This is a genomic window from Micromonospora sp. USAFONa4 (genome assembly GCF_057197825.1).
This window is the reverse complement of sequence record NZ_CM170072.1, coordinates 4,858,785-4,871,926: the sequence shown is the minus strand read 5'-3', so window position 1 is coordinate 4,871,926 and position 13,142 is coordinate 4,858,785. Positions and strand designations below refer to the sequence as shown.

At 75.3% G+C, this 13,142-nt stretch carries 8 protein-coding genes; 4 read left to right on the top strand and 4 right to left on the bottom strand.

All coding sequences use genetic code 11. The features are described from left to right. Nucleotides 1–47: 47 nt before the first annotated feature. Together AC0OO9_RS21460 and AC0OO9_RS21455 are read right to left on the bottom strand one after the other, a co-directional pair. Nucleotides 48–872, bottom strand: coding sequence for a MerR family transcriptional regulator (locus tag AC0OO9_RS21460; RefSeq protein ID WP_484511915.1), 825 nt, complete (start codon nucleotides 870–872; stop codon nucleotides 48–50). Between the two features lie 72 nt (nucleotides 873–944). Next, nucleotides 945–3,215 carry an EAL domain-containing protein gene (locus AC0OO9_RS21455; protein WP_484511913.1) on the bottom strand — a complete coding sequence of 757 codons (2,271 nt, stop codon included), beginning with the start codon at nucleotides 3,213–3,215 and terminating at the stop codon, nucleotides 945–947. 204 nt (nucleotides 3,216–3,419) lie between these two features. Here AC0OO9_RS21455 and AC0OO9_RS21450 point away from each other — a divergent pair, with 204 nt between their 5' ends. Further along, nucleotides 3,420–3,797: a PH domain-containing protein gene (locus tag AC0OO9_RS21450; protein ID WP_311411017.1), complete on the top strand. Its 378-nt coding sequence runs from the start codon at nucleotides 3,420–3,422 to the stop codon at nucleotides 3,795–3,797. A 21-nt stretch (nucleotides 3,798–3,818) separates the two neighbouring features. Here the strand turns inward: AC0OO9_RS21450 and AC0OO9_RS21445 are convergent, their stop codons facing one another. Beyond that, nucleotides 3,819–4,745, bottom strand: a complete 927-nt coding sequence (locus tag AC0OO9_RS21445; RefSeq protein WP_484511911.1) for a 2-hydroxyacid dehydrogenase — start codon at nucleotides 4,743–4,745, stop codon at nucleotides 3,819–3,821. A 189-nt stretch (nucleotides 4,746–4,934) separates the two neighbouring features. Here AC0OO9_RS21445 and AC0OO9_RS21440 point away from each other — a divergent pair, with 189 nt between their 5' ends. The 3 genes from AC0OO9_RS21440 (at nucleotide 4,935) to AC0OO9_RS21430 (ending at nucleotide 9,624) form a co-directional block, all read left to right on the top strand. Continuing rightward, nucleotides 4,935–6,749, top strand: a complete 1,815-nt coding sequence (locus AC0OO9_RS21440; protein WP_484511909.1) for a SpoIIE family protein phosphatase — start codon at nucleotides 4,935–4,937, stop codon at nucleotides 6,747–6,749. 67 nt (nucleotides 6,750–6,816) lie between these two features. Next, nucleotides 6,817–7,992 (top strand): PQQ-dependent sugar dehydrogenase, encoded by a 1,176-nt coding sequence (locus AC0OO9_RS21435; protein WP_484511907.1) that lies wholly within the window; start codon nucleotides 6,817–6,819, stop codon nucleotides 7,990–7,992. 57 nt (nucleotides 7,993–8,049) lie between these two features. Continuing rightward, a complete protein-coding gene (locus tag AC0OO9_RS21430) occupies nucleotides 8,050–9,624 on the top strand; it encodes a metallophosphoesterase (protein ID WP_484511905.1) in 1,575 nt (524 codons plus the stop codon). A 1,021-nt stretch (nucleotides 9,625–10,645) separates the two neighbouring features. Here AC0OO9_RS21430 and AC0OO9_RS21425 read toward each other — a convergent pair. Then, complete coding sequence (locus tag AC0OO9_RS21425) at nucleotides 10,646–13,003, bottom strand: transketolase-like TK C-terminal-containing protein (RefSeq protein ID WP_484511903.1); 2,358 nt, start codon at nucleotides 13,001–13,003, stop codon at nucleotides 10,646–10,648. Nucleotides 13,004–13,142 lie beyond the last annotated feature (139 nt).

The window sequence follows — 13,142 nt, the reverse complement described above, 5'->3', positions numbered from 1 at the left end:
CTCCGACACCGCCGGCGGCCCGACCCGCACCCGGGTCGGGCCGCCGCTCACGCCGCGACCACGGGCAACTGGAGTTCGGTGACGCCCTTCTCCGGCTCGTCCGGGCAGTAGTCCAGGTACAGCTCGCGGGTGTACCCGTCGGCCCGCCAGCCGTTCGCCTCGATCCAGGTGGCGAGCGCCTGGATGCTGCCCTCCACCTCGTCCATCGGCCCGTGGTGGATGATCGTCGCCGCGGTGGGCACCGCGGGCAGGTCGACGACGCCGAAGTCCCGGGCCGCCGAGGGGTCGGCGGCCACCGTCACCCCGGCGTGCACCACGACGGACTCGCCCTCCCCCGTCGCCTCGTACCAGGCCAGCCCCGGGCCGGAGGGCACGACGCCCGCCGCGGCGAGGCGCCGGAACAGCTCCGGGTAGAGCGGCTGGATCACGGTGGAGATGTCCGGCGTCTCGTAGCTGCGGGCCACCCCGGTCAGCTCCGCCACCCGGACCGCGGGCAGTTCCTTGAGTACGACGTCCTGGCTGGTCATCCGACCCTCCGTCTCGATCATGCGGAGCCTCGCCTCGACCCCGGCCAGCCGGGCGGTGTCGGCCGCCAGTTGGGCCTCCAGCTGGGACCGGCGCAGCCGCAGCATGCCGCGCAGTTCGGCGACCTCGACGGCGTCGTCGAGGATCGCCCGCACCTGCCCGAGGGTGAGCCCCAGTTCCTTGAGGGCGATCACCCGGTTGAGCCGGCGGAGCTGCTCGGCCCGGTAGAACCGGTACCCGGTGTGCGGGTCGACGGCGGCCGGGCGGAGCAGCCCGATGCTGTCGTAGTGACGCAGCATGCGGACCGACACGCGGCCGAGCCCGGCGAAGTCTCCGATGGTGAACATGGCCCCTCACACGTTCGGCCCTGACACGGTGTCAGAGTCAACCAGGCGGGGGCGGGGAACGCCGCCGCCCGGTCAGCGCGAGGCCGACGGGAACTCCTCGAAGTACGCCTCGACCCGCTCGGCGGTGGCCGGGCGGGCCAGCGCGAAGCCCTGCCCGTACCGGCAGCCGGCCCGCCGCGCGCCGTCGACCAGGCTCGCCGACTCCAGCTCCTCGGCCACGATGTCCAGCCCCAGCCGGTCCCCCACGTTCACCACCACGTCGATCAGCGGGCGCTGCGGGTCCGCCGGGTCCACCAGCTGCGGGCCGACCTTGAGCAGGTCGATCGGCAGCCGGCGGAGCTGGGCCAGCGACGCGTGCTCGGCTCGGAAGTCGTCCAGCGCGGTGCGTACGCCCAGCGAGCGCAGCCCGGCCAGCCGGGCCACCACCGTCGGCAACTCGGCGCCCACCCGGGGCTCCGCCACCTCGACCACCAGCCGGTCCGGCGACAGCCCGTACGCGTCGAGCACGGCCGCCGTGCGCGGCACGAAGTCGGGAGAGGCCAGCTCCCGGACGGTCACGTTCACCGCCATCCAGAGCTGCCGGCTGCCCGCCGACCAGGCGGCGAGCTGCCGGCAGGCCCGGTCCAGCACCCAGCAGCCCAGCTCGCCCACGACGTCGAGGTCCTCGGCCACCGGTAGGAACTCGGCGGGAAGCACCGTGCCGAGCACCGGGCTGCGCCAGCGCAGCAGCGCCTCCGTGCCGACCGGCTGCCGGTCGGCCAGGTCGAGCACCGGCTGGTAGACGAGGTCCAACTCGCCCCGGGCGACCGCCCCGGGCAGCTCCCGTTCCAGGTCGAGCCGGCGGACGAGCTGCTCCTCCAGGTAGGCGTCGTACCACTCGACCCGGTCCCGGCCGAGCTGCACGGCCCGCCGCCGGGCCAGGTCCGCCTGGCGCAGCACGTCCTCCGGGCCGCCGTTGCCGATCTCGGCGAGCCCGATGCCGGCCCGCAGCCGCAGCGACCCGCCCGCCGTGGGGTAGGGCTCGGTGAGCGCGGCGAGCAGCCGGGTGCCCAGCGCGTACGCCAGCACCGGCCCGACCTCGGTGACCACGGCGAAGCCGGTGGCGGTGACTTCCGCGAGCAGGTCCCGGGGGCCGACCACCGCGCGGGCCCGGCGGAGCACCTCGGCCAGCAGGTCCTCGCGGCCCTCGTGCCCGTCGGGGGCGGGGCCGGGTCCGTCGAGGTCGACGACGAGCAGCGCACCGGCAGGGGCCGGCGCGTCCCGGAGGGCGGCGAGCGCACGCAGCAGCGCCGGCCGGTCCACGGGCGCGCCGGACCGGTCCGGGTCCGCCGGGCGGTGCCCGACCGGCGGGCCGCCGGGACCGGTCGGCTGCGCCGGGTCGTCCGCCCGGAGCAGGTCGCGCAGCACCAACGGCGGGGCCAGCGCGAGCGCGAGCAGGACCGCGGTGAGGTCCGGCGACCCGCCGTCGCGGAGCTGCCATCCGACGGCCGCCACGGCCGCGGCGGTCGGGACCACGGCCCGGGGCCACACCCTGGTCGGCGGGGCGGGCGGGTCCGGCTCGGGGCGGGTCGCCCGCCGCGCCCCCGCCGCCGTCAGCAGCACCCCACCCACCACCGGGGGTACGGACACCAGCGCCGCCCGCTCCGGTGCCGTGCCCGTCTGCAGGGCGGCCAGCACCACCAGCCCGGACAGGGTGAGTGCCGCCCCGCCCCGGCAGCGGGCCGCGCCGGTCCGCCGGTGCGGCCCGGTCAGCACCGTGAGCGCGGCGAGCGCGAGCCCGCCCAGGGCCACGGCCACGGCGAACCGCACCGGCGGGTCGAGGGCGTCGCGGGGCAGCAGCAGCCAGCCGGCGAGGACCAGCCCCAGGCCGGCGGCGGTCGCGTCGGCGACCCCACGGAGCCGGACCCGGGCGGACGGGCGGGTCCGCCGCGCCGCCGGAGGCAGGCCCGCGACGAACAACGCGGCGGAGGCGGCCAGCCCCGACACGACGACGGCGGAGCGTCGGCCCGGTTCGGCGAGCGGGAGCACGGCGGCGGTGAGCCCCGCCGTCACCACCGCGGCGTCGAGCAGCACGGCGACGCGTCGGGGCGGCGCCACACGCCGGCGGGCGGCGCGGGACCGGGTGGGGACCGGCGCGGGGGTCGGCGGCGGGGCGGCGGTGAGCCGGGAGAGCCGCGCGCCGGCCAGGGCGCAGCTGGCCGCGCCGGCCAGCGCCACGACGGCCAGGGCGGGCACCCGACCGGCCGCGCCGGCGAGCAGGAGCAGCGCGACGGCGGCGAGGACGAGGATGTCCGGCAGTGTCGGACGGGGGATGGACGCGCGTTGCGGGTACGCGAGGGGCACGGCGGTCGCCTTCGTGAGGGGGCACGGGCGGTGCGACGGTGCGGGGCTGCGGACCCGGGGTTGGTCCGCTGCCCATCAGTCGTCAACGAGCGGGCCACGAAGTCGGTGACGCCGAGTCGGCAGTGATCCCCGTCACCGACGCTCGGGTCCACGCCGGTGCCGCCCGGCGCGTACCGGGGCCGGCGGGGGTGGGATCATCGGGGGGTGAGCAGTTCCGACACCGTCCACTTCCGGCACAACCAGGCCATCCTGGCCGCCGCGATCGTCGCCTTCTTCGGCGCCCTGCCGGTGGCCGGCGCCCGGTGGTACCTGCTGCCGGTGCTGCTCGTCCCGCTCGCCGTCACGGTCTGGGCGTGGCGGGCCGGCACCGACGCGGACGCCCGCGAGCTGCGCCTGCGGGCGCTGGTCGGGCAGCGCCGGATCAGCTGGGACCGGGTCGTCGAGCTGGCCGCCGACCCGCGCGGCCGGGCGGTCGCCCGGCTCGACGACGGCCAGCGCGTCACGCTGCCGGCCGTACGCGGCACCGACCTGCCCCGGCTGATCTCGGCCACCGGCCAGAGCCTGCCCGGCGCGACCGGCTGAGCACCGTCGCGCCGGCACCGCTCAGTAGCCGTCCACCACCGTGTTGATCAGCGGCTCGCCGGCGGCGAACCGGCGGACCTGGTCGCCGACCAGCCGGTACGCGCGCGGCAGCAGACCGCGCACCGATCCGGCCACGTGCGGGGTGAGCAGCACGTTCGGCATCGCCCACAGCTCGTGGTCGGCGGGCAGCGGCTCGGGGTCGGTGACGTCCAGCGCGGCCGAGATCCGGCCGGTACGCAGCTCGGCGACCAGCGCCTCCGTCCGGGCCACCGGCCCACGGGCGGCGTTGACGAGCAGCGCGCCGTCCCGCATGGCGGCGAGGAACTTCTCGTCCACCAGCCCCCGGGTCTGCTCGGTCAGCGGCACCAGCAGCACCACCACGTCGGCCTCGGCGAGCAGCCCCGGCAGCTCCGCCACGCCGTGCACGCCCTGCTCCGGGCGGGCGGTCCGGGCCACCAGCGTGAAGCTCACCTCGAACGGCGCGAGCCGGTCGCGTACCGCCGTGCCGATCGAGCCCGCCCCGACGATCAGCACCCGCTTGCCGGCCAGCTCGTCGGTGGGGGCCACCTCGTCGTACGCCCAGTCGCGCCGGGCCTGCGCCCGGGCGAGGGCGGGAAAGGCGCGCAGCTGGGACAGGATCGCCGTGACCACCCACTCGGCGGTCGACGGGTCGTGCACCCCCCTGGCGTCGCAGAGCGTCACGCCGGGTGGGACCCGGCCGGCCCACGCGTCCGCCCCGGCGGAGAGGAGCTGCACCACCGCCAGGTCGGGCAGCTCGCCCAGCAGGGCGGTGGCGTCCCCGCCGGCCAGGAAGGGCGGCACCCAGAACCGGACGCCGGCGGCCTCCGAGGGGAGCCGGGAGACGTCCTCGGCCACCTCGACCGTGACCTCCGGCGGCAGCTCACCGAGGAGCGTCCTGCCGGCCTGGTGCGGGATCCATACCTTCACGCCCGCCGACGATAGCCCCCGGCGGCGGTGTGCGTCGGGCGGGGCGGCTCCCGGCACCCGGACGGCCCCCGCCCGACGCGGGCGAGTGACCAGGGCGACGGTCCGGCGACCGCGTCGATTCCGGTCCGGAGGGGGTATAAGGGAGGACCGGAGTGCCGGTCGGCCTCCACCGGCACGGACAGGTGGTCGATGACCGAAGGCTCCCGCGACGACGCCCCGGAGCGGGCCGACCCGATCTCGGCGCTCCGCGATCCCGATCGGCTGCGCTCCCTCGCCGAGACCCGGCTGACGGCCGCCCCCGACGAGGCGTTCGACCGGTTCGCCCGGCTGGTCGGGGACCTGCTCGACGTGCCGGTCGCGCTGGTCTCCCTGGTCGACGCCGAACGCCAGTTCTTCCCCGGCGAGGTGGGACTGGCCCGGCCGTGGGCCGACCGGCGGCAGACCCCGCTGAGCCACTCGTTCTGCCAGCACGTCGTCGGCCTCGGCACCCCGATGGTGCTGCCGGACGCCCGGCTCCACCCCGCACTGCGGGACAACCTCGCCGTGCCCGAGCTGGGCGTGGTGGCGTACGCCGGGATGCCGCTGACCGACCTGGAGGGCCACGTCCTCGGGTCGCTCTGCGCGATCGACGACAAGCCGCGCGACTGGACCGCCGAGCAGCTGCGGACGCTCGCCGACCTGGCCGCCGCCTGCTCCTCGGAGCTGCGGCTGCGGATCGCGCTGGAGGGCGCCGAGCAGGCCCGGCGGCGCGCGGAGGAGGCCAACGGGCGGCTGGAGCTGCTGGCCGGGCTGGCGGGGACCCTCGCCGGGACGCTCGACGTGGCCACCGCGCTGCGCCACCTGCGCGACACGATGGTGCCGCTGCTGGCCGACTGGTCGCTGGTGACCCTGGTCGGGCCCGACGGGGCGCCGCGCGACGTGACCGCCGCACACCGCGACCCGTCCCGCGCCCCCGACGTCGCCCGCTTCGCCGAGCTGATGCGCACGGGGTTGAGCCCCGACTCGATCACCCGCGCGGTGCTGCGCACCGGCCGGCCCGTGCTGGGCGGCGCCGCCACCCTCGCCGACGTGCGGCGAGGCACGATCGGGCCGGAGATGCCGGAGATCGCGGCCCGCCTCGGCTTCTCCTCGCACCTCAGCGTGCCGATCACCGACGCCGGGCGGGTGCTGGGCTGCATCACCCTGATCAACGGCCCGCTGCGGCGCGACTTCGACGACAGCGACCTGCTCATCGCCGAGGACATCGGCCGCCGGGCCGGTCAGGCGATCGGCAACAGCCGGATGTACGGCGAACAGCGGCACGTCGCGCACGTGCTGCAACACAGCATGCTGCCGGAACTGCCGGTCACCCGGGACCTCGAACTGGCCGCCCGCTACCAGCCGGCGGCGGACCGGGTCGAGGTCGGCGGCGACTGGTACGACGCCTTCCGTCAGCCCGGCGGGGAACTGATCGCGGCGATCGGCGACGTGGCCGGGCACGACATCGAGGCCGCCGCGACCATGGGACAGCTGCGCAACCTCGTCCGGGGCAACGCGTACGGTCGGCCCGACGCGGTCGGCGAGCTGATGAGCCGCCTGGACGAGACGATCCGCGGGCTGCGCATCCCCGCCGCGGCCACCGCCACCCTGGTGCGGCTGCACGCCGACGACGCCGGCGGCCAGCGTGTCACCTGGTGCAACGCGGGCCACCCCGCGCCGCTCGTGGTCCGGGCCGGCGGCACGGTGGAGGTGCTCGCCGGAACGCCGGAGCCGCTGCTCGGGCTGAACCGTCCGGTGCGGCGGACCAGCCGGCACGCCCACCTGGCCACCGGGGACACCCTGCTGCTCTACACCGACGGCCTCATCGAGCGGCGGGACCGGTCCATCGACGAGGGGATGACCGAGCTGGTCGCCCGGCTGGGCGGTACGGACCGGCTGCCGCTGGGCGAGTTCTGCGACCTGCTGCTGACCGCCGCGCCCCACCGGGAGGACGACGTCGCGCTGCTGGCTGTCCGGGCGATCTGACCACCCCACGGAGTCGGTCCGATCCGTCGACCCCGGTGGGACGTTCCGGCGGGCTACCCTGGGCCGGGTGAGCGCCCGTCCCCCGTACCCCCGCACCCACCGTCTCCGGACGGCCCTGGCGGCCTCGTGCGCGGCGCTGCTGCTGGCGACCGCCGGTTGCAGCCTCGGCGAGCCGGAGCCCGACCCGGCCGGTGAGCCGCCGACCTTCCCGACGCCGTCGGCGACGGCGAGCCCCGGCGGCGCCGGCCAGGAGGTCGTCACCACCGTGCTGGCCAAGGGCCTGCGGGTGCCGTGGGGGATCGCCTTCCTGCCCGACGGCGCCGCGCTGGTCACCGAGCGCGACAACGGCCGGATCCTGCGGGTCGGCCCCGAGTCGGGGCCCGACGGGCTCAAGGTCACCCCGGTGCAGACCATCGCCGACGTGGCGGCCTCCGGCGAGGGCGGGCTGATGGGCATCGCCGTCTCGCCCGACTACCAGCGCGACAGGTCGGTCTTCGTCTACTACACGACCGAGCGGGACAACCGGATCGCCCGGCTGGAGCTGGGCGGCACGCCGGCCCCCATCCTCACCGGCATCCCCAAGGCCGGCATCCACAACGGCGGCGGCCTGGCCTTCGGCCCGGACGGCCTGCTCTACGCGAGCACCGGCGACGCCGGCGACCGGCCGCAGGCGCAGGACGCCAAGCGCCTCGGCGGCAAGATCCTGCGGATCACGAAGGACGGCAAGCCGGCGCCCGGCAACCCGTTCCCGAACTCCCCCGTGTGGTCGCTGGGCCACCGCAACGTCCAGGGCATCGCCTGGGACGCCGGCAAGCGGATGTACGCCGTGGAGTTCGGCCAGAACACCTGGGACGAGATCAACCAGGTCACCAAGGGGCGCAACTACGGGTGGCCGACGGTCGAGGGACGCGGCGACGACAAGCGCTTCGTCAACCCCGTCGCCCAGTGGCCGACGTCGGACGCGTCCTGCTCCGGGCTCACCGCCGTGGACCGGCTGCTCGTCACCGCGTGCCTGCGCGGCGAGCGACTCTGGCTGGTCGAGCTTACCGACACCGGCACCGTGCTCGGCCAGCCGCGCGAGCTGCTGACCGACCGCTTCGGGCGGCTGCGTGCCGTGGCCGCCGCTCCCGACGGCTCGATCTGGGTGAGCACCTCCAACCACGACGGGCGGGGCCAGCCGCAACCCGAGGACGACCGGCTGCTGCGGCTGGTCTTCGCGGGCGGCGGGGCCGGCCGGAGCTGACGCACCGGCTCGTCCGGGTTTCCCAAGATCCTTCAGTGGGCAGGTCAGAATCTCACCATGGACGGCCAGGAGAACGAACAGCACGCGAACCGGGGCGAGGACGCCCCGGCGACCGGTCCTGCCCCGCGCCCGGCGCTCCGGCGGGGTGGCGCCGACCGGACCGGTCGGCGAGCCCTGCGCGCGACCGGGTGGACCCTGGCGGTCCTCGTCGTCGCCGTGGTCGGCGTGGTGATCGGCGTGCTCGCCGGCGGCCGGGTCAGCACCGACATCGGCCCGTTCCAGGCGGACCTCACGGTCGCGCCGGCGCTGGGCGGCGGCACCACCGTCGACATCCCGCCGCTGGGCGCGCTGCTGCTCGACAGCCACGACGGGCCGACCCACCTGACGGTGGAGCTGGGCGCGCTGGACCAGAGCCGCACGGAGGCGCTGCTCGACGATCCGGCGAGCATCAACCGGGCCAGCCAGTCGGCGGTCGACGACGTCCGCGAGGGCGTGCTGCGCCTCGGCCTGCGGACGCTGGCCTCGACGGTGCTGGTCACCCTGCTGCTGGCGCTGCTGATCTTCCGTGACACCCGCCGGGCGGCCTGGGCGGGCGGGCTGGCGCTGGTGATCACCGCCGCCAGCCTCGGCACCGCCGCGGCCACCATCCGGCCGGAGTCGATCGAGGAGCCGCGCTACGAGGGGCTGCTGGTCAACGCCCCCGCGATCGTCGGTGACGCCCGGCGGATCGCGAACGACTACACCCGGTACGCCGAGCAGCTCCAGCGCATCGTCGGCAACGTCAGCCAGCTCTACACCACCGTGTCGTCGCTGCCGGTCTACGAGCCCGCCCCCGGCACGACCCGCGTACTGCACGTCTCCGACATGCACCTCAACCCGACCGGCTGGCAGCTCATCCGCACCGTCGTCGAGCAGTTCGGCATCGACGTGGTGATCGACACCGGGGACATCACCGACTGGGGCTCCGAGCCGGAGGCCTCGTACGTCGGCTCGATCGGCCTGCTCAGGAAGCCGTACGTCTACATCCGGGGCAACCACGACTCGGGGCGGACCGCGGCGGCCGTGGCCCGCCAGCCGAACGCGATCGTGCTGAGCAACACGACCACCACGGTCGCGGGGCTGACCATCGCCGGCATCGGCGACCCGCGCTTCACCCCCGACAAGAACACCTCGCCGGCGGGCAGCGGGCTCACCCAGCAGACCGCGGACCAGCTCATCGGCGTCGGCGACCAGCTCGCGGCCACCGTACGCAGCTCGCCGCGCCCGGTGAACATCGCGCTGGTGCACGATCCAGCCTCCGCCGGGCCCCTGTCGGGCGCGTGCCCGCTGGTGCTCGCCGGGCACACCCACGACCGGCAGGTCTCGAAGCTGCCCGAGGTGCCCGGGAAGGGACCCACCCAGCTGATGGTGCAGGGGTCCACGGGCGGTGCCGGCCTGCGCGGCCTGGAGGGCGAGAAGCCCACCCCGCTGTCGATGACGGTGCTCTACTTCGACAAGGACAAGCTGCTCCAGGCGTACGACGACATCACCGTCGGCGGCACGGGACAGGCGCAGGTGAACCTGGAGCGGCACGTCGTGGAGGACCCGAAGGCCGGTGCTCCCGTCCCGGTCACCCCCACCCCGACCCGCTGACCTCGACCCCGCTGGCCTTCATCCTCTGGCCCGAGCGCTGGCCACGGCCCCGCTGGTCCCCACCCGCTGGCCTCGAGATGCTGGCTCCGACCCGTTGGCCTCGGCATGCCGACCGGCTGCCGGCGCCGCGTCGACCCGGCACGCCTGTGTAGACCCGGCACGCCCTGAACGCCGCGCGTGTGATGGTCCCGCATGACCGGCCGGGCCTCCGACAGCCCTGCCCTGATCGTCCGGCGTTGGTTCCCGAGTGTCGGGCAGTTGTTCTGGCCGTCACCACGCTGCAGTAGGAGATCAGCAGACCCTCCTGGTACGCGTAGTGGTCCACGTAGTCCGGGCGGGTGTTCATCTACCCACCCCGCAACCATCACCCTAAGTAGCGACACCCGCTCGGGGACGACCATGCCCTCGGACGCTTTGCTCTGCAGCCACGGATGCACCAGTGACTCATCGTGACGGTTCCCTGTCAGCTCTCGACGGGTGCGATTTGCCGCGCAGCTGGTGAGCGGCCTGGTGCGTCCGTGGCTGCAGAGCAAAGGGCGCAAGCAGGCACTGCCGCGCCTCTCGCTCACCGTCACACTCCGTCACACGGCGCCCGAATCACTCCCGGTAACCAGCTCTCGAATCTCCGGCTGGCCCCTGCGCCGGATGACCGTAGGAGGCCTTGATGCTGCCCGGCGATGGCACGAGCGTTTCGCACCCATGAGGCTGGGGTCCCGGGTCCCGGGTCCCGCCGCCCGCCCCGCGCCGCCCACAGCCACAGCACAGCCACAGCCACAGCCACAGCCACAGCCGATTGCAACCGACCACGGCAGCCGCCGACCACCGTCGGCCACCGCAGCCGCAACCGCGCCCAGCAGCCGCATCGGCACCTTGCAGCCCAGCCCAGCCGACCACGCCGAGGTAACGGACGACCCTCCACACCAGGCCCCGTGGTGCCGGACGCCCGCGCGGCGGGTGACGGGCCGCGACAGGCTCCTGCGGGTCAGCGCAGGATCAGCGCAGGGACAGGACAGGACAAGGGTCAGCGCAGGGACAGGGCCGCGAGGGCGGCGTTGACGATGCTGCCAGGCAGCAGGTCGTGCAGGTCGTACAGCTCGTGGACGCTGCCGGACTGGCCGAACTCGTCCACGCCCAGCGGCACCGCCGGGGCGGCGAGCGCCGAGCCGAGCCAGGCCATGGCGTGCGAGGCGGCGTCGTGCACCGTCACCACCGGCACCCGGTCGGCGAACGCCGAGCGCAGCGCGCCCGGCACGCTCGGCACGGTGGCCGTGCGTACGCCCTGGCGCAGGGTGCGCTGCCAGGCCCGGTAGAGCCGGTCCAGCGAGGTGACGTCGACGACGTGCGCGGCGATGCCCTCCTCGGCCAGTTCCGCCGCCGCAGCGAGCACCTCGGGCAGCACCGCGCCGGAGGCGGCGAGCTGCACCACCGGGGCCTCGGCCAGGTGCGGGTACGCCTCGTGGGCGTCCACCAGCCGGTACGCCCCGGCGACCGCCTGCCGGCGCAGCACCGCGTCGCCGAGCCGGGCCCGCGCCGCCTCGAAGGGCGCCTGGTCGATCGGGCGGGTGCTGAGCCGGAAGTAGTACGCCCCGTCCTCGGCCGGAGCGGCGGTCGTCGACGGGGCGGCCCCGCCGGCGATCTGGCCCAGGGCGTCGCAGAGCAGCCAGTCCAGGGTGGCTGCGTACGCGGGTTCGAGGAACGTCACCCCGGGCAGCTCCAGGCCCACCGAGGCGGTGATGGTCGACTGGTGGGCGCCGCCCTCCGGGGCGAGCGTGATGCCCGACGGGGTGCCGGCGACCACGAACCGGGAGCCGGCGTAGGTGCCGTAGAGGAACGCGTCCAGGCCACGCAGCACGAACGGGTCGTAGACCGTGCCGACCGGCAGCAGCGGCTGCGCCGACAGGTCCCAGGCGAGGCCGAGCTGCCCGAGCAGCAGGAACAGGTTCATCTCCGAGATGCCCAGCTCGATGTGCTGCCCGGCGGGGCTCTCCGTCCAGCGCAGCATCCGGTCCTCGGTCCAGGAACGCTGCTCGGTCGGGGCGAAGACGCCGGTCTTGTTGATGAACCCGGCCAGGTTGGTGGAGGTCGCCACGTCCGGCGCGGTGGTCACCAGATAGCGGCCCACCTCCGGGTTGCGGGCCAGCTCGACCAGCACCCGACCGAAGACCTCCTGCGTCGAGATCGGCTTGTTCGCGCGTACCCGCGTCGTGTCCGGGACGGTGACGCCCAGCGCCCGCTCGCGCGGCGCCCGGGACAGCGCCTCCCGGCGCGCGCCGGCCCGGATGCCGGCCTCCGACGCCGGGTCCAGGCGGTCCCACTCGGTCTCGCGCGTCAGCCCGTGCGCGGCGCGCAGCGCGTCGACCTGCTCGGCGGTGAGCAGCGCCGAGTGGTTGCGCGGATTGCCGGCGATCGGCAGACCCCACCCCTTCACGGTGTACGCGAAGACCACGCTGGGCCGGTCGGTGACCGCGTCGCACTGGGCGTACGCGTCGAGCATCGCCGCCATGTCGTGCCCGCCCAGGTCGGTGACGAGCGGCCCCAGCTCGTCGTCGCCGACGTCGGCGATGAACGCCCCGATGCCGTCGGGCGCGCCGTCGAGGAACTGCTTGCGCAGCGCCGCGCCGGTGAGCCCGAACAGCGACTGGTACTGCTCGTTGGGCATCGCGTCGATCCAGTCGCGCAGCGCCTCGCCGCCCGGCCGGGCGTACGCCTCGGCGAGCCGGCGGCCGTACTTGACCTCCACCACGTGCCAGCCGGCGGCCTCGAACTGGCCCCGCCACTGGTTGATCCGCACCCCGGGCACCACCCGGTCCAGCGACTGCCGGTTGAAGTCGACCAGCCACGTCACGTTGCCCAGGCCGGTGGTGGCCGGGTCGGCGACGGCCTCCCAGATGTTGCCCTCGTCCAGCTCGGCGTCGCCGATCAGCGCGACGAACCGGGAGTGCGGGCGGGCGCCGAAGTGCGCGTCGACGTAGCGGCGGGTCGCGGCGGCGAAGAGCGGCGCCGCCGCGCCGAGCCCGACGGAGCCGGTGGAGAAGTCGACCTCGTCGGGGTCCTTGGTCCGCGACGGGTACGACTGGAGCCCGCCCCGGGCGCGCAGCCTCGTCAGGTAGGAGCGGTCGAGGTTGCCCAGCAGGTACTGGATGGCGTGGAAGACCGGCGAGGCGTGCGGCTTGACCGCCACCCGGTCCTCGGCGTCGAGGTGCGCGAACCACAGCGCCGTCATGGCGGTGACCAGCGAGGCGCTGGACGCCTGGTGCCCGCCGACCTTCACCCCGTCGCCGGTGTCCCGGTCGTGGTTGGCCGCGTCCACGATCCGGGTCGCGAGCCAGAGCACCCGCTGCTGGATCTCGTCGAGGACGTCGAGGTCGGTACGGTTCACGGTCGACTCCAGGGGTCCGGCAGTCACCGTTGACGGCCGGTCGGGGGCGGGGGGCTGCGCGGCGTGCACAGCCGCCGCGCACGACGGACGCACGCGGCGGCTCAGGTTGTCAGGAAGGGCACCTTCCTGTACAGAAAAC